The organism is Aequorivita sp. CIP111184, assembly GCF_900489465.1.
Lineage (GTDB): Bacteria > Bacteroidota > Bacteroidia > Flavobacteriales > Flavobacteriaceae > Aequorivita.
Genome location: NZ_UEFQ01000013.1, coordinates 556,677 through 574,701, shown reverse-complemented (window position 1 = coordinate 574,701; position 18,025 = coordinate 556,677). Strand labels below are relative to the sequence as shown.

General features: G+C 37.3%; 13 protein-coding genes. 5 read left to right on the top strand and 8 right to left on the bottom strand.

The window, feature by feature from the left end; translation table 11 throughout:
* Positions 1 to 6: 6 nt before the first annotated feature.
* Entirely contained in the window at positions 7 to 1,473 is a 1,467-nt protein-coding gene (locus AEQU1_RS02770) for a hypothetical protein (protein ID WP_111878601.1), read from the bottom strand.
* Between the two features lie 6 nt (positions 1,474 to 1,479).
* Positions 1,480 to 3,555 carry a methionine--tRNA ligase gene (gene metG / locus AEQU1_RS02765; RefSeq protein WP_111878599.1) on the bottom strand — a complete coding sequence of 692 codons (2,076 nt, stop codon included), beginning with the start codon at positions 3,553 to 3,555 and terminating at the stop codon, positions 1,480 to 1,482.
* Positions 3,556 to 3,617: 62 nt separating this feature from the next.
* Between metG and AEQU1_RS02760 the strand changes: the two genes are divergently transcribed.
* The 4 genes from AEQU1_RS02760 (at position 3,618) to cysM (ending at position 6,646) form a co-directional block, all read left to right on the top strand.
* Positions 3,618 to 4,514 (top strand): LD-carboxypeptidase, encoded by an 897-nt coding sequence (locus AEQU1_RS02760; protein WP_111878597.1) that lies wholly within the window; start codon positions 3,618 to 3,620, stop codon positions 4,512 to 4,514.
* 22 nt (positions 4,515 to 4,536) lie between these two features.
* Positions 4,537 to 4,899 (top strand): YraN family protein, encoded by a 363-nt coding sequence (locus AEQU1_RS02755; RefSeq protein ID WP_111878596.1) that lies wholly within the window; start codon positions 4,537 to 4,539, stop codon positions 4,897 to 4,899.
* Between the two features lie 81 nt (positions 4,900 to 4,980).
* Positions 4,981 to 5,769, top strand: a complete 789-nt coding sequence (gene epsC / locus AEQU1_RS02750; protein ID WP_111878595.1) for a serine O-acetyltransferase EpsC — start codon at positions 4,981 to 4,983, stop codon at positions 5,767 to 5,769.
* Positions 5,762 to 6,646 (top strand): cysteine synthase CysM, encoded by an 885-nt coding sequence (gene cysM / locus AEQU1_RS02745; RefSeq protein ID WP_181566689.1) that lies wholly within the window; start codon positions 5,762 to 5,764, stop codon positions 6,644 to 6,646. The genes epsC and cysM overlap by 8 nt, the downstream gene beginning before the upstream one ends.
* A gap of 30 nt (positions 6,647 to 6,676) precedes the next feature.
* Here cysM and AEQU1_RS02740 read toward each other — a convergent pair whose 3' ends face one another.
* A complete protein-coding gene (locus AEQU1_RS02740) occupies positions 6,677 to 7,480 on the bottom strand; it encodes a helix-turn-helix domain-containing protein (protein ID WP_111878591.1) in 804 nt (267 codons plus the stop codon).
* A 105-nt stretch (positions 7,481 to 7,585) separates the two neighbouring features.
* A complete protein-coding gene (mfd, locus tag AEQU1_RS02735; RefSeq protein WP_111878590.1) occupies positions 7,586 to 10,927 on the bottom strand; it encodes a transcription-repair coupling factor in 3,342 nt (1,113 codons plus the stop codon).
* A gap of 102 nt (positions 10,928 to 11,029) precedes the next feature.
* On the opposite strand from mfd, the gene AEQU1_RS02730 reads away from it, so the two are divergent.
* Positions 11,030 to 12,382, top strand: a complete 1,353-nt coding sequence (locus AEQU1_RS02730) for an NAD(P)/FAD-dependent oxidoreductase (protein ID WP_111878589.1) — start codon at positions 11,030 to 11,032, stop codon at positions 12,380 to 12,382.
* A gap of 63 nt (positions 12,383 to 12,445) precedes the next feature.
* Here AEQU1_RS02730 and AEQU1_RS02725 read toward each other — a convergent pair whose 3' ends face one another.
* The 4 genes from AEQU1_RS02725 to AEQU1_RS02710 all read right to left on the bottom strand — a co-directional run bounded on the left by AEQU1_RS02725 (position 12,446) and on the right by AEQU1_RS02710 (position 18,025).
* Positions 12,446 to 13,246: a tryptophan-rich sensory protein gene (locus AEQU1_RS02725; protein WP_111878588.1), complete on the bottom strand. Its 801-nt coding sequence runs from the start codon at positions 13,244 to 13,246 to the stop codon at positions 12,446 to 12,448.
* A gap of 95 nt (positions 13,247 to 13,341) precedes the next feature.
* Positions 13,342 to 13,980 carry a ligase-associated DNA damage response endonuclease PdeM gene (gene pdeM / locus AEQU1_RS02720; RefSeq protein WP_111878586.1) on the bottom strand — a complete coding sequence of 213 codons (639 nt, stop codon included), beginning with the start codon at positions 13,978 to 13,980 and terminating at the stop codon, positions 13,342 to 13,344.
* Positions 13,977 to 16,436, bottom strand: a complete 2,460-nt coding sequence (locus tag AEQU1_RS02715) for a ligase-associated DNA damage response DEXH box helicase (RefSeq protein ID WP_111878585.1) — start codon at positions 16,434 to 16,436, stop codon at positions 13,977 to 13,979. Before AEQU1_RS02715 ends, pdeM begins: the two co-directional genes overlap by 4 nt.
* A complete protein-coding gene (locus tag AEQU1_RS02710; RefSeq protein WP_111878583.1) occupies positions 16,433 to 18,025 on the bottom strand; it encodes an ATP-dependent DNA ligase in 1,593 nt (530 codons plus the stop codon). The genes AEQU1_RS02715 and AEQU1_RS02710 overlap by 4 nt, the downstream gene beginning before the upstream one ends.

The window sequence follows — 18,025 nt, the reverse complement described above, 5'->3', positions numbered from 1 at the left end:
AGAAAATTAATCTGAAAATTTAAAAAGCTCATAAATATCTGCTTCATCATTATATTTTCCATAAATAAAAGAATTCTGAAGCTTAAAAATAGTCTCGGCCTTCGCTTTCGGATTTTTTAAAGTAAATGCTTCTATTGTGTCAAAAACATTATGAGGTGTAACTCCAGGAATATGTTCAAAATTTTTATCAAACAAGCATTCAATCCGGGTAGATTTATTAAACTTATAGGAATAAAAAGAATAAAATACTGGATTAAAAGAAAATGTAAACGCACCAACCGTTGCGATAGCCATTCCTGTATTCAAACCAGTCATGACCATTGCACCCCCACCACCGCTATTTGATATTTCCATATTGCCGCCCATGGTTATTTGATATCCATTTTTTGTGGAAATTACTGCCAAACCAATATCTTCGGTAGTAATTTTACGAAGAAACTGAGATGTTTTATCCAGTTCCCGTCGTTTCTTGGCGCCAAAAGAAGTTCCTTCTTGAATTATTGGGCTATTTTTAAATGTTATTTCTTCGTCTTTTGAGAGTTCAATTCTTTTTATTTCTTGTTTTGTGTCAATATTTTTTACTGTAAATATCAAGGTGTCACTCAAAGCACTTATTTGATAAATGTTATCCTTGAAAATATAGGAATTGCTTTCAGGCAAAAAACCTTCAAATGGAAATTGTTCCTTTTCAATCGTTTTTAAATTTACTGTTAATTCGGGCACATTAAATTCTAAAATATAAGTGTATAGCAATCCCCCATCAATTGTTAGAAGGAATGAATTGTTGCGATCGTAAATTTTATTGAGATTACTTGTTATTGAAATGTTATTAGGATTTGATTCTTCAATTTTCACGACAGAACCTTCTGTTTTAAATTGTTCCCTATTAGTTAAAAGAAAATCGAGGTCTACTTGCTTATTTTTTCTGTCTCCAAAATATTTATCGTTAAAATCGAAGGATTTTTTATCAAATTTACCATCATGATCAAAGACATAAATATTTAATAATGAACTATTTCTGCTAACGGTTAAAATGTAGAATTTATCTCGGAAACTGTGTGACTGTAAGTATGTTTCATTCTTAAGTTTAAAATTATACTCTGTTTCCAATGTGGCCTTTCTATTAAAGTCAAAAAGAACACTTCCAAAGTTTTTATTATTTTGATTTTTAACAAAAAGTCTAATTTGTCCATTTCTATGTGTGCTTCCAATAATTTCATTATAAAACTTGGGCAAACCATCGGAAGAAAATTTTCCCAACGGCTCCAAATTCTCGGAATATAAATACCCGTTAAGAGTTTTATTATCGTCAAGAAAAATAGCAAAGGTGTTATTTTCATTTTCTACAACAGCAAAAGCATCTCCAGGTGATTTACTCCGTGTTTTTAAATCATTGGGGATAGAAAGAAACGGTTTTTGAGAGAAAACTTGAAATGAAACCAGAAACGAAAAAAACAGCAGTTTTATCTTCATAAAAAATTAATTAATCGTCGCCCCATTCTCAACCCCATCTTCTCCAGGATTTACAAAAACAAGTTTTCCTTCCGCATTTTCGGTCATTAAAATCATTCCTTGGCTTTCCACACCTCTAAGGGCCCGCGGCGCAAGATTTACCAAAACAGTAACTTTTTTGCCAATAATATCTTCAGCTTTAAAACTTTGCGCGATACCGGAAACAATGGTGCGAACGTCAATGCCTGTATCAATTTTTAAAACCAAAAGTTTATCTGCTTTGGGCATTTTTTCCGCTTCAATGATTGTTCCCACCCGCATATCAAGTTTTGCGAAATCATCGTATTGAATGGTTTCTTTTTGTGGAGTTACCTTTTTGTTTGCTGCTTCGTTCATTTTCTTGCTTGCTTGTAGTTTATCTAATTGTTGTTGAATTTGCTCGTCTTCTATTTTGCTGAAAAGCAATTCGGCTTTGTCCAATTTATGTCCGGGTTTTAGTAATTCTGATTCGGTAGAAACATCATCCCATTTCAAAGAGGTCTCGACCGCGTTCGAGCGGATATTGAGCATGTTTTTCAACTTATCTGAAGTAAATGGTAAAAATGGTTCACTCAAAACTGCCAACGCGGAAGCAATTTGCAATGCAACATACATCACGGTTTTGGTTCGCTCCTCATCAGTTTTGATAGTTTTCCATGGCTCTTCATCTGCTAGATATTTGTTTCCGAGGCGGGCAACATTCATTAATTCTCCCTGCGCTTCACGAAAGCGATAACGCTCCAAGGAACTTGCAATCACCGTTGGATAGGCTTTCAATTCGCTTAAGGTCTGTTCATCAACTTCTGAAAACGCTCCTGCATTTGGTACAATTCCTTCGTAATATTTATCAGTTAAAACCATGACTCGGTTTATGAAATTTCCGAAGATGGCAACCAATTCATTATTATTTCGGGCTTGAAAATCGGCCCAAGTAAAGTCGTTATCCTTTGTCTCGGGAGCGTTTGCAGTTAAAGTATAACGCAACACATCCTGCTGGTTTGGAAAATCCTCCAAATATTCGTGCAGCCAAACCGCCCAGTTTTTACTAGTTGAAATTTTGTTGCCTTCTAGATTCAAAAATTCGTTTGCCGGAACATTTTCAGGAAGTATGTAACTTCCCTCTGCTTTCAACATTGCCGGGAAAATAATACAATGGAAAACAATATTGTCTTTCCCTATAAAATGGAGGAGTTTTGTATTTTCATCTTTCCAATAATCTTCCCAATTTTTGCCTTCTCGCTCCGCCCATTCTTTAGTTGAAGAAATATAGCCAATCGGTGCATCAAACCACACATAAAGTACTTTTCCCTCGGCACCTTTTACGGGTACTGGAATTCCCCAATCCAAATCGCGAGTAACGGCGCGGGGACGCAAACCATCGTCAATCCAGCTTTTGCATTGCCCGAGAACGTTGGTTTTCCAATCTTTTTTGTGGTCGATAAGAATCCACTCTCTTAAAAAATCTTCGTATTCATTCAAAGGTAAAAACCAATGTTTCGTTTCTTTCAGAATAGGCTTATTTCCCGAAATTGCACTTCGTGGATTTATCAAATCTGTTGCGTTGTGGCTGGTGCCACAGTTTTCGCATTGGTCGCCATAGCTTTCTTCAAAACCACATTTTGGACAAGTTCCCACAACAAAACGATCTGCCAAAAACTGGTTTGCCTCTTCATCGTATAATTGTTCGGTCACTTCTTCAATAAATTTTCCGTCTTCATAGAGTTTCTTGAAAAATTCAGAAGCAGTTTTATGATGGATTTCCGCAGAAGTGCGTGAATAATTATCAAAGGAAATTCCAAAATCGGCAAAACTTTTTTTGATGATTTCGTGGTATTTATCAACCACTTGCTGTGGCGTGATGCCTTCCTTTTTTGCTTTTATGGTGATTGGCACTCCGTGTTCATCACTACCGCAAATAAAGGCAACATCTTTGTTTTGAAGCCGTTGGTAACGTGCATAAATATCTGCTGGCACATAAACACCTGCTAGATGCCCGATGTGAACGGGACCATTTGTATAAGGCAAAGCGGCGGTAATTGTATACCTGTTTGGGTTTTGATCCATAATTTTTTTTGAGATGACAAAAGTACATATAAATGTAGTAATTTGTGGGTTTAAATAGATTCATGATTACTCCAAACACACTTCAAAAGGGCGATACGGTGGCCATTGTTTCCACCGCACGGAAAATTTCAAAAGAAGAATTAAAAGCTGCACTTCAATTGCTTGAAAGTTGGGGATTGAAAGCCGTTTTAGGAAAAACTATCGGCGCAGAAGAAAACCAATTTGCTGGAAGCGATGAATTACGTGCAGCAGATTTTCAGCAAATGCTTGATGATCCTAACGTGAAAGCCATTTGGTGCGCTCGCGGCGGTTACGGAACAGTTCGAATTATTGACAAGCTTAATTTTTCAGCATTTAAAAAAAATCCAAAATGGATTGTTGGTTATAGTGATGTAACTGTGCTGCACTCACACATCCATAATTTGGGAATTGAAACGCTGCACGCGCAAATGTGTTTGGAAATTGAAAATAAAACCTCCGAAACTGTAGAATCTATTCGGAAAGTTTTATTTGGTAAAAATTATAATATTGAGTTTGAAAGGAAAGATTCCCTCGCTCCGCTGGGAGTTCTAAGAGGACAACTTATTGGCGGAAATCTTTCGGTGCTTTATTCGCTCTGCGGAAGTGCTTCAGAAATGAAAACGGACGGGAAGATTCTTTTTATTGAAGATCTTGACGAAATGCTCTACCATATTGACCGAATGATGGTGAATTTAAAGCGAAGTGGTTATCTCAAAAATTTGAACGCTTTAATAATTGGCGGAATGACAGAGATGAAAGACAACAAAGTTTACTTCGGAAAAACAGCTGAGGAAATAATTATTGATTTGGTGAAAGAATATAAGTACCCTGTAATTTCAAATTTTCCCGCGGGACATATTAAAGATAACAAAGCATTGATTATAGGAAGAGAAGTTGAATTAAATGTAATAGAAAATAAAATTGCTTTAAGCTTTTAGCCGTAAGCTTATAACTTTAATAATGGCCAGTCACAACGAACTCGGAAAATTAGGAGAAGAATTAGCCGCTCAATATTTATTGAAAAACGGCTATAAAATACTACGCCGTAATTTTTATTTTGACAAAGCCGAGATTGATATAATTGCCCAAAAGGAAGAAGAAACTGTTGTAATAGTAGAAGTAAAAACCCGAAACAGTGATTTTTTCGGCGATCCACAAAGTTTTGTAACTCCCGGGAAAATTAAAAATCTGGTAAAAGCAGCCAATGAATATATTATTTCAAATGACCTTAATGTTGAAGTGCGCTTCGATATTATTGCGATTCTGAAAAATCAAAAAGTTGAGAAATTAGAGCATTTTGAAAACGCTTTTTATCATTTTTGAAAGAGAATCTTCTATAGTATTTCTGTAATTTTAGGGTTGAATAAACGACCTCCCTAGATTCAGTTATAATTAATCCCAATTATGAAAGAAGATATTATTCAAGCTATTCAAAAACAAAAAGAAAACCCTAACTTAAAGTATCGCTTAAAAGAACGGACTGAAGAGTTTACCAATATTTTATTTCATACTCTATTTGATTCAGAAACTTCTGTTTCAAAAAATTTGGATGTCCTAGAAACACTTTTTGAAGAACTGGTAGAAATTGCATGTTGGAAGCCTGAAAAACCATGTAAAAAGCTGTGGAAATTCTACCTAAAAAAACTTCCTGAAATTTTAGAAAAACTGAATAAAGATGCAAAGGCATTTGTAGAAAACGATCCTGCAGCTAATTCAATTGAAGAAATATATTTATCGTACCCAGGATTTTACGCAATTGTAATTTATAGACTGAGTCACGAATTATATAAATTTGGAATGCCTTTAGTGCCAAGACTCATGAGCGAATATGCACACCGCTTTACAGGAGCTGATATTAATCCCGGCGCACAAATAGGAGAGTCTTTTTTTCTAGATCATGCCACAGGTACCGTAATAGGAGAAACTACTATTATTAAAGATAATGTAAAAATTTATCAGGGGGTTACCTTGGGTGCGCTTTCAGTAGCCAGAAATTTACGCAATATAAAACGCCACCCAACAGTTGAAAACAACGTAGTTATTTACGCGAATGCGACTATTTTAGGTGGAAAAACAACGATTGGAGCCAATAGTGTTATAGGCGGAAATACGTGGATAACAAGTTCAATTGCACCAAATTCTATTGTATCCAATACCAATCAAGTAAAAATTAAAACAGCAGATAATGTATAAAACCATTCTAGATATTATAGGAAATACTCCCTTAATAGAAGCCAAAAGTTTAGTGAAAAATCCAAACATAACCTTGCTTTTGAAAATGGAAGGCAACAATCCAGGTGGTAGTGTAAAAGATCGGGCTGCATATAATATGATTATCTCTGCATTGGAACGGGGTGAAATTGATAAAGACTCTAAACTAATTGAAGCTACAAGTGGTAATACGGGAATAGCATTAGCTATGATAGCAGGAATTTTTAAGCTAAACATAGAACTAGTTATGCCAGAAAATTCGACCAAAGAACGCGTACAAACTATGCGGGCCTATGGGGCAAAGGTAACTTTAACCTCATCAGAAATTGGAATAGAAGGTTCACGAGATTATGCAGAACAAAAAGTTTTAAATGAAGGTTATTATTCATTTAACCAATTTGCTAATGAAGATAATTGGAAGGCACATTACAAAACCACAGGACCTGAAATTTGGAATGATACCGAAGGAAAAATAACCCATTTTGTTTCCGCAATGGGAACTACAGGCACTATTATGGGAACTTCGACATTTTTAAAAGAAAAGAATAAAAATATTCAAATTGTAGGGGCGCAACCCACAGATAATTCTAAAATACCTGGAATTCGAAAATGGCCGGAAGCTTATTTGCCTAAAATATTTAATCCCAAAAAAGTGGATCAAGTAATAGAAGTAAGTGAAGAAGAAGCTACAAAAATGACAAAGCGCTTAGCTGAAGAAGAGGGTGTTTTCGCCGGAATGAGCAGTGGCGGAAGTGTAACTGCAGCTTTAAAACTAGCTGAAACTTTAGAGAGCGGAGTAATTGTAGCAATAATCTGTGATCGAGGTGACCGTTATTTATCATCGACTTTATTCGATTAGTTTTTTACTAAGAAAAAAAAGCCTGTTTAATTATTCATCCGATTCCTTTTTCACAAACTCCTCAATTTTATAAAGTAAAATAATTTGTAAAATAATAGCCGGAATTAAAAAAGTAATTCCCAACCAAGCCATAAAAACCATTGCAAACAATATTCCGCTAACTACTTCAAATCCACCGGCTATTTCTGGAATTTTCCCTAATGGTTCTTTCAAGCGCATTATTGCTAAACCAAAAATTATACTCCCAATACCGGAAAAAATGGATTGTGTAACAACAACATATTCAATATTGAAAGGTTCAAAATAAAGCGAAATCATATCGTAACCATAAAACAGAATGGTTGTGCCAATTAAAAAGAAGACTCCTATTTTCAGTAAATAATTATTAAAGATTTTACCACTCAAAACAAAGCCCCACAAAAAATAAATGTAGGCAATCATTACTATAAATTTCATACTGATGTATGCGGCTTTCGGAATTATCAATTCATCTTCTTGAAATCTGGCATAATCAACAGCGAATTCCACAAAGCCAGAGAGAAAATAAATGATCCCACAAATCCATGCAAGTTTTAGATAAAATGTTGAGAATTTAATTCCTTCTAAATTGAAATTTTCAGAATCGGTAGTTTTTGATTCTTGCAGATTTTCCAAATCCTCACCCAAAGCATTCAAAATGGTTTTAAGTGTAAAACTTCGCGGAGTAACTTCCCCCGCTTCAATACGCTGGATAGTTCGCACATTTATATTGCACCGCTCTACAAGTTCTTCCTGCGTGAAGCCTTTTTGCTTTCGAAGCTCTAGAAGTTTGCGGCCTAGTTCGGGTTGTTTCATTGTTTAAATTTTATGAAGCAATAGTACAATGCCAGTAAAGATAGTGCAATATTTTCAAGGGAACTTCACCCGACATTTACCCGACATTTGCTGAATATAAAGGCTTTATTCCGAAAAAGGCTCCAAAGCTCGAAGTGCTTTATCTACCGAAGAAATTCCTTCAAAAGTCAACAACAATCGCAATCCGTTACGGGTTTGTTTTTCTTTCATTGTTACTTTTTGTGGATGGCTTTGTACATATTGAAGCACTTTTGTGAAAGAAGGACTTTGATAAAATCCACTCTGTTGATCTGCCACAAAATAACCAACCAGTTTTTTCTGCTTCATAATAACCCGCTCCAAGCCCATAGAAATTGCAATCCATTTTATGCGAACACTGTTCAGCAAATCTTCGGCTTGTTTTGGCATTTCTCCAAAACGGTCCAACAATTCTTTTTCGAATTTTTGAAGTTCTGCTTCATTTTTCAGCTCATTCAATTTTGTGTAAAGATTGAGTCTTTCGGTAATGTTGTTTACATAATCATCCGGAAACAGCAATTCGAAATCGGTATCAATCGTCATTTCTTTTACGAAATTCTTCTTCGGGCCTTCGGTTTCATCGTAAAGATTTTTGAATTCTTTTTCTTTCAATTCATCAATCGCTTCAGCAAGTATTTTTTGGTAGGTTTCAAATCCAATTTCGTTTATAAATCCACTTTGCTCACCACCCAATAAATCTCCCGCACCGCGAATTTCCAAATCTTTCATTGCAATGTTGATACCGCTTCCCAATTCTGAAAACTGTTCCAAAGCTGTGATACGTTTTCGGGCTTCGTCCGTCATTGCAGAATATTCGGGAGTGATGAAATAACAGAACGCTTTTTTATTACTTCGACCCACACGACCACGCATTTGGTGCAAATCTGAAAGACCGAAATTATTGGCGTTATTGATGAAAATGGTATTCGCATTCGGCACGTCCAACCCACTTTCAATAATGGTTGTGGAAACTAAAACGTCAAATTCATTATTCATAAAACGAAGCATCAAATCTTCTAGTTTTTTCCCGTCCATTTGCCCGTGACCGATGCCAATTTTCGCATCGGGAACCAAACGTTGGATCATTCCAGCCACTTCCTTTATGTTTTCAATTCTATTGTGAACAAAGAAAACCTGTCCGCCGCGTGAGATTTCATAGCGAACGGCATCGCGAATACTTTCTTCCCCAAAACGGATAACGTGCGTTTCCACGGGATAACGGTTGGGCGGCGGCGTAGTAATTACCGAAAGATCGCGCGCAGCCATCAAACTAAACTGAAGCGTACGCGGAATGGGCGTTGCAGTCAGCGTGAGCGTATCCACATTTTCTTTAATGGTTTTCAATTTATCTTTTACACCAACGCCAAATTTCTGTTCTTCATCAATAATTAAAAGCCCTAAATCTTTAAATTCAACCGCTTTGCTGACCAATTGGTGGGTGCCAATTACAATATCCAATCTTCCATCTTTCAGGCCTTCGAGAACTATTTTGCGTTCTTTGGGTGTTCTAAAACGGTTTAGATAATCAACTTTTACGGGCATTTCAGAAAGGCGTTCCGAAAATGTTTTAAAATGCTGAAACGCTAAAATAGTCGTCGGCACTAAAACAGCGACTTGCTTGCCATTATCTACCGCTTTGAACGCTGCCCGAATGGCGACTTCCGTTTTTCCAAAACCAACATCGCCACAAACCAAACGGTCCATTGGGCGTTCGTTTTCCATATCTCTTTTTACGTCTTCCGTGGCGGTGCTTTGATCTGGCGTGTCTTCATAAATAAAAGAAGATTCCAATTCGGCCTGTAAATAACTATCTGGATCATAAGCGAAACCTTTCAAGGTTCGGCGTTTGGCGTATAATTCAATTAAATTAAAAGCGATTTCCTTTACGCGGGTTTTGGTTTTTTGCTTGAGTTTTTTCCACGCATCACTACCTAATTTGTAGATTTTGGGCTCTCGTCCATCTTTACCATTATATTTTGAAATCTTGTGAAGCGAATGAATACTGAGGTACAAGATATCGCGCTCGCCATAAAAAAGTTTAATGGCTTCCTGCATTTTTCCTTCCACTTCAATTTTTTGCAAACCGCCAAATTTCCCAATTCCGTGGTCAATGTGCGTCACATAATCGCCCACTTCAAGATTGGTAATTTCCTTTAAAGTAATCGCTTGTTTTTTGGCGTAACCGTTTTTTAGTTGAAACTTATGATAACGCTCAAATATTTGATGGTCGGTATAACAAACAAGTTTTAAATCGTCATCAATAAAACCTTGAAACAGCGGAAATACAATAGTTTCAAACTGCTCTACATTTTGTTGAGCATCCTCAAAAATATCGTGAAAGCGTTTTGCCTGCTGTTCGCTACTACAGAAAATATAGTTTTTAAAACCATTTTGTGTATTCTCATTCAAGTTTTCAATCAGCAGATTAAACTGTTTGTTGAATGAAGGTTGTGGTTTTGTGTGAAATGAAATTGAAGATGAATCTGAAACTGATCCATTCTTTATGTGAACTGCTGTAAAATCTTCAAGTTGTTTTTTTAGCAATTCCGAAGTACAGAATAATTCCGAAGGTTTTGCACGTTTTATTTCCGAATCAATTGCATTAAAAGCATCAATTGCTTTTTTGAAAAGATTGTCGATAGCGCTGCTGAAAAGCTCTTCATTTTTAAGAAAAACAACCGTTTTAGAAGCAATGTATTTCAGAAAACTTTCGCGGTTTTCATCTATCATTTTGTTTTCCACATTTGGAATGATGGAAACCTTTTTAACCTGTTCCAAAGAAAGCTGTGTTTCCACATCAAAGGTTCGAATGCTATCTACATCATCACCAAAAAATTCAATTCGGTACGGTTCATCATTACTGAAACTGAACACATCCAAAATCCCCCCACGAACCGAAAATTCGCCCGGTTCGGTAACAAAATCAGTACGTTTGAAATTGTATTCAAACAAGACCTCGTTCACAAAATCGATGGAAAGTTGGTCGTTTACTGCAATTTTTAAAGTGTTTCGTTCCAGTTCCTTTCGAGTAACTACTTTTTCAAAAAGCGCTTCGGGATACGTAACAATGAAGGCAGGTTTTTTGCGGGAATTTATTCGGTTTAAAACCTCGCTTCGCAACAAAACATTGGCGTTATCGGTCTCTTCAATTTGGTACGGACGCCTATAACTTCCCGGGTAGAACAGCACATTTTTGTCGCCTAAAAGATTTTCCAAATCGTTTAAATGATAGGCCGCTTCTTCTTTATCGTTTAAAATAAAAAGAAAAGGTAATTCCGAAGTTTTAAAAACCTCAGCTAAAACCAGTGAAAGCGAGGAGCCTACAATGCCAGAAACTGAAATGTTTGATTGGGATTCGGCAATAGTATCCCCCAGTTTTCGGGTTTGCGAAGACTTTGAATAAAGTGAAGTAACGAGTGTTTTGCTCATTGAGCGGCAAAGATAGTACGTAGCTTTATTTTACAAAGCGCAAAATTCAACTTTATCATTTTGATAACATAAATAACTTAAGTGTTTCTCTATTTTCGGACTATGGCAATAGAAGAATACGATGTTTTTGTAATAGGAACCGGAACGGCCGGTAAAACCGTGGCATATGATTGTGCTGCCGAAGGTATGAAAGTAGCAATTGCAGACAACCGCGAATATGGCGGAACTTGTCCAAACAGAGGTTGCGACCCGAAAAAAGTTTTGGTGGGAATTACCGAAGCAATGCAACTTTCTGAAAATTTAAAAGGAAAAGGAATAGTTTCCGTCCCAAAGATTGATTGGGTGGCACTTCAGAAATTTAAGTCAACATTTACAGATGCAATACCGTTTGCTACTGAAAGGGATTTGAAAGAAGCAGGAATTGAAATGTATCATCAATCCCCGAAATTTCTTGATGAGAATACACTTTCTGTTGAAGGAAAAACGATTAAGGCTAAGAAAATTGTAATCGCAACGGGACAAAAACCAATGGAATTGAAAATTCCGGGAAGGGAACATTTAATTATAAGTGACGACTTTCTAGAATTGGAAGAACTGCCCGAAAGTATTGTATTTGTTGGCGCGGGTTATATCGGGATGGAGTTTGCACATATTGCGGCTCGTTGTGGAGCGAAGGTTACTGTTGTGGAATTTGGAGAACGGCCGCTCGCACCTTTTGAAGCCGATATTGTTTCGCACCTCACAACAGCTTCGGAAAAACTTGGAATAGAATTTATCTTCAATGCACAGGTTTCCAAAGTGGAAAAACTTCAAAAAAATTATCGTGTTTCCTTTCAAAAAAACGGCAAAACAGAATCTGTTGATGCTCGAATGGTTTTTAATACTGCCGGCCGCGTGCCTTCCATTGACGAACTGGATTTGGAAAAAGGAAATGTTGCTTTTGAAAAAGGTGGCATTTCCGTGAATGATTATCTTCAGAATACCACCAACAAAAGTGTGTATGCCTGTGGTGACGTTTCGGCAAGCGGATCTTTGCCGTTGACGCCTGTATCTTCTCAGGAAGCGCGTATTGTGTCAGAAAATATTCGCAAAGAAAACAAAACGAAATTGGATTTTCCACCTGTTCCGTCCGTGGTTTTTACAATTCCACAAGTTGCTTCCATTGGCTTAACAGAAGATGAAGCAAAGGAAAAGGGCTATGATTTTGTTGTGGAATATAAAAGCGTTCCAAAGTGGTTCAACGCAAAACGTGTAAACGAAGAGATTTACGCATATAAAACTATAGTCGATAAAGATAGGAATTTGATTTTGGGTGCGCATATTATTGCTTCCGAAGCTGGAGAAATGATCAATTTATTTGTTCTCGCAATGTGCGGAAAACTCACTACGGAAAACATAAAAGCAATGATTTTCGCCTACCCTACTTGGGGAAATGATATCAAGGGAATGGTTTAATGATTAACGATTGCAGATTTTTGATTTTTTGTCTTAAATCTTTCAGCGAAGCGGTCTTAAATCTTATGTCTTTTTTAAATATTCTTTGCATTTATTCACAGGACTGGTATCGCGATTTTTAAATGCGTGATAACTGCTACTTACAAAAAGAACCGCTGCTACAGCAATTGCAGCATAGGCAACTGTTTGGCTCACTTCCCAATTGGCAACGGCAATAGCTGCCAAAGCCCAAACACCAACCAATGCGAATTCGCGCATATTTCGTTTCCAGGTAACAAATAGATTTATTATTCCTGCTATTATAATCATTGTAACTGCCCAGGAAGCTTCACTATAACCCCAAGCGTTCCATTCAGTACTCGTTAAATAGGCCGCAACATTTGCAATACTTGCAACCGTAACCCAACCGCTATAAAACACGAAAGGCCACCAGAGAAAAGCAATTACGGAAATTGGTGCATCCCAAAGTTCCATTCGGTTGTTCATTACAATTTTAAGCAGTGAGTAAAGCAAGACGAAAATGGCGAGGATGGAGAATTCCATATAACCATAAAGCCAAAAAGTAATCCACATAATATTGGCGAAGCAGGAAAGCACAAACCACCAACCAGTTTGAAGAACAAACGCATCATCGCGCACTTTTGTAAACAGACTTCGGCTTTGATATATTACAAATCCCAACAGCATCAAATAAATAAGTCCCCAAATGGAAAAAGCATATCCGGCTGGAGTAAAAAGATTTTTTGATGAATTTGAAATTTCTCCAATAGTGGTGCCATTTATAGCTCTTGTGTTTGAAAGATAGTTTACAAAAACTGTTGCAACGAAGGCAATGATGTTGGCTATTTGTAATGTTTTTTTCATAAAAAAAATTTATTAATGTCCATTCGATCGCAATCGAGAACTTAGGATTTCTATCGTAAAATTAGGTCCCGACTGAGCTCGACCTGACACTATCGTTATTTTGAAACACAAATTACTTCTCCCTCTACAATGGCAAAAACCTCATCACTCTCCGATGGTTTTAAAATATGTTTCCCCGTAAAGTTACCAAAAGCGGGAAGAATAAGTTGATTTTCAGATTTATAAAAACAAGCAAATCTTAAATATTGTCTGCCCACACCTCTCATTCGTACTCCCGGATGAATATGTCCAGAAAAATTAAAAGTTCCTTTTATTTCTGTGGGATGGTGGGTTAAATGAAAACCATCTAATAACAATTCATCAAAGACTTTTATCCCCAAATCTTCATATAAATATTTCGGAATAATATCGTGATTGCCTGAAATTAGAATAATTTCAGCTTTTATATACTCCACCCATTTTTCAAAATCCTGCCATTCCTCATTCAGTTTACTATGAAATAAATCGCCCAAAAAACAGATGGTTTCCGGTTGAAAATAATTACTGATTTCAGTAAGTTTTTCAAGATTTTCAAAAGCTGCTTTTGCAGGAACTGGCGCGCCGTGTTTCCTGAAATGCGACACTTTTCCTAAATGCACGTCGGCAATAAGCAGCATTTTTTTGTTCTGCCAAAAGATGGCGCCGCTTGGGTGTAAATTAAAATTGTTGTTATGTATTTTGATGTTTTGAATCATTTTTCCAATAGCAATGTCATTTTCTTAATTCTATCAGCCAATTTTTCAGAAGAAAGTTTTGCCCGTAGCCCATCTGTAATTATGGGAAAACTAAACGGAGTGGCTTTTTCGCACTGTTTCCAAATTATATTTTGGAAACTAATACGCTCCAAAACTTGACGCAAGCGCCCTTCTTCCAATTGATGTTCAAAAGTTTCACGGTAGGCCTGAAGATACAAAAGATTGTCCGGCTCATAATCGCGAAATACATCGAAAAGTAATTGGCTATTGCTCTGAAGATGCTTCGTTTTAATAACTTTATTTGGATACCCTTGAAAAACCATTCCACTAATTACTGCAATATCCCGAAATTTTCTACGCGCCAATTCAGTATAATTTAAACTTTTTTGAAGATCCTGATATAAATATTCCGCAGAAAAAAGATTGTTATCTAGGACCGTTTGAATATCTAAACATTGATCGCTTAACAGTTCAAAACCGTAATCGTTATAAGCCAAAGAAAAAGAAATGGGAGACAGCAAACTGATTCTGTAAGCGAGTAAACTGCTCATTGCTTCGTGCACAAACCGACCTTCAAATGGATAGAAAAGGGAATGATATCCATCACGGGTTTTAAAGGTTTCAATTAGAAATTCATTTTCTCCGGGAACAATACTTTCGCGTTCCTGACGGTCAAAAATGTCGCTCAGTGCTTTTAATTCTGGCGTGTTTCTTTTATGGTCTGCTTCGCTTTGCATTTCTTCCCGAAGAATTTTACTCATTTGAGAAGACAGCGGTAAACGACCGCCCAAAAAGCTAGCTATTTTTCCTGATTTCTTTGTAGATTTTCGCACCTGCGCCTGCATTTGCCGAAGTCGAACCAATTCTAAAGTCCGTCCCGCAAACACAAAACTATCACCGATCTTTAATTTACTTATAAACCATTCTTCGATTGTGCCTATAAAACCGCCAGAAACGTATTTTACAAGCATCATCGAATCGCTCACAATTGTACCGATTGAAAGCCGATGCATCATTGCAATTTGTCTGCTCTCCACTTTGAAAAGGCCTTCTGGCGTGACTTCCACTTTTTTATATTCATCGTAAGCCTTTAAACTTTGGCTTCCCAAAGTGATAAAATTTAGGCACCAATTCCATTGTTCCTCGGTAATTCCCTGAAAACAAAAGGTGTTTTTAATTTCGGGGAAAATTTCCTTCGGAAAAAATCCGTTGCCTACAGCGAGGCTTACCAAATATTGAATCAATACGTCGAAACTGAGTAAATACGGGATTCTATCTTCAACCACTTCATCTTTTACAGCTCTTTTTAAAGCGGAAGCTTCCAACAATTCCAAAGCGTGAGTGGGCAAAAAGTAAATCACCGAAGGCTCGCCTGGTCTATGATTACTTCGCCCGGCCCGTTGCAGGAATTTAGCAACTCCTTTCGGCCCACCTATTTGGATTACGGTTTCCACGGGCGCAAAATCGACTCCCAAATCCAAACTGGAAGTTGCAACCACTGCGGTTAAAGATTCGTTTCTAATTGCCTGCTCCACCCAAAGTCGTGTGTCTTTACCGATACTTCCGTGGTGCATCGCGATTTCACCCGCGAATTCTGGATGTTTTTCAAGAATTTTTTGAAACCAAATTTCGCATTGGCCTCGTGTATTTGTAAAAATTAGAGTGGTTTTACTAGCTTTTATAATAGGAATAATTTCTTCCAAAAGGTGCAATCCCAAATGTCCACGCCATGGAAAAGTTTCCATTTTTTTTGGAATAATTGATCGTACCTCGATTTTCTTTTTTTGATTTGCTTTAATTAAAATTGAATTTTTTCTGAATTCTGGATCCATTCCCAACAGCACATCCTGCGCTTCTTCAAGATTTCCAATAGTTGCCGAAATTCCCCAAATTCTTAAATGTGGTGAAACAGTTTTTAATCGTGAAAGCGCCAATTCCATTTGAACGCCTCGTTTGCTCCCCAAAAGTTCGTGCCATTCGTCCACAACAATAGCGGTCAACGTTTTAAAGGTTTTATCATACCCTTTTGACGCCAGTAAAAGCATCAAACTTTCGGGCGTGGTGATTAACAAATCGGGCATTTCCCTTTTTTGTTTTGCGCGATCACTTTGTGAAGTGTCGCCGGTACGAATTCCTACTGTCAATCCCGTTTCCAAATCATCCGCAACACGTTGTGCTGCTTGCTGAATTTCTACAGAAAGTGCGCGTAAAGGCGTAATCCAAATGGCTTTAATGCCTTTGGTGTGTTTAGTTTTGTAATTAGGATTTTCCTTTAAATATTGCAACACAATTGGAAACCATAGCGCATACGTTTTCCCGCTTCCTGTTGGCGCGTTTAGCAAGCCGTGTTTGCCATCGAGAAAGGCTTTCCACGTTTTTTGTTGAAATGGAAATGATTTCCAATCTTTTGAATGAAACCAATCCTCCGCAATTGAAATGAGTTCAGCTTGTTTCATTTTGGTATTAGCGCTTTTAGGTCAGAAAGTGTATTTGCCTCTTCTATAGGTTTGTCTTTTCGCCAACGAAGTATTCTTGGAAAACGTGTTGCAATTCCACTTTTGTGGCGACTACTTTCAGCGATTCCTTCAAAAGCAATTTCAAAAACGTGTTCTGGCGTTACACTTCTAACTGGACCAAAACGTTCCAATGTATTTCGTTTTATCCACGCATCAACTTGCCGAAATTCAGCGTCGGTCAAACCTGAATAGGCTTTTGCGAAGGTGACCAATTCACCATCTTCCCAAAGCGCAAAAGTATAATCTGTATAAAGGTTGGCTCGCCTTCCGTGTCCGCGCATTGCGTAGGTTAAGACCGCGTCAATTGTAAATGGATCGATTTTCCATTTCCACCAATCGCCCTTTTTTCTTCCTACCAAATACGGTGAATCCTTTCGTTTTAGCATCAAACCTTCGCTGCGCTTTTCCCGTGAGAGGTCTCTTTCCGCGGCAGCTTCTTCCCACGTTTCAAAATTCATTGTTTCGCTTAAATAGATTCCGATTTCTTCGCTATTTATATTCTGAATTAATTCATCCAAAATCGTTCTTCTTTCTGAAAATGGTTTTTGCCGAATATCTTCGCCATTCCACTCAAGCAAATCATAGGCATTTAGGATTACAGGTGTTTTCTGTAAAAGTGCTTTTGAAATATTCTTTCTTCCAATTCGAGTTTGAAGTGCATTGAAATTACCAATTTCCCCTTCTCCAAACGGAAGGATTTCGCCGTCAATTACAGTTCCATTTGGGACTGCTTTCAAAAATTCTTGAAACTCGGGATATTTATCAGTCACCAATTCTTCCCCGCGCGACCACACAAAAACCTCGTCATTTCTGATGATTACTTGACTTCGGATGCCATCCCATTTGTGCTCAAAACTCCAATCTGAAATTGGACCCAAATCCTCTTGAAAATTATTTTCAACAGCATACGCTAAATAAAATGGATAGGGTTTGCTGAGGTAATCTTCCTCATTTTGCTCGAGGATTAGCTTTTTATAAGTAGTTTTTTCTGGCGTCCAATCGCCCATTAATTTATAAGCGAGAATATCTTCATCAATTCCTGTGGCTTTGGAAAGGGCGCGTGTCATTAGTTTTTGGCTTACGCCGATTCGAAAACTTCCCGTTAGAATTTTATTAAAAACGAAACGTTCAAAATAATTAAGAGCCAACCAATTATCGTGCAGATATTTCTTCTTTTCTTCTTCGGAAAGGGTTCGCAATTCTATAATTTCTGAAACGAATTGTGAAAGTGATTTCTCGGAATGCTCCTCGGAAGTTGGTAAAATCAATGCAATGGTTTCCGCTAAATCGCCAACAATATGATAACTTTCCTCAAAAAGCCAAAGGGGAATACCGCTAATTTCCGTAGCCCAAAGTCGAAGTAATGTAGTATTTACGGGTCGTTTCGGCCGTCGATGCGAGAGTATGGCAATTGTCCAAAGTTTATCTTCATCATTTGCATTTTGAAAATAAGCAGTAAGCGCCGCCACTTTTTCATTGGTTTTGTTTGTGCTGTCAAGCTTTTTTATGAGTTGGGCGAAATCTTTCAC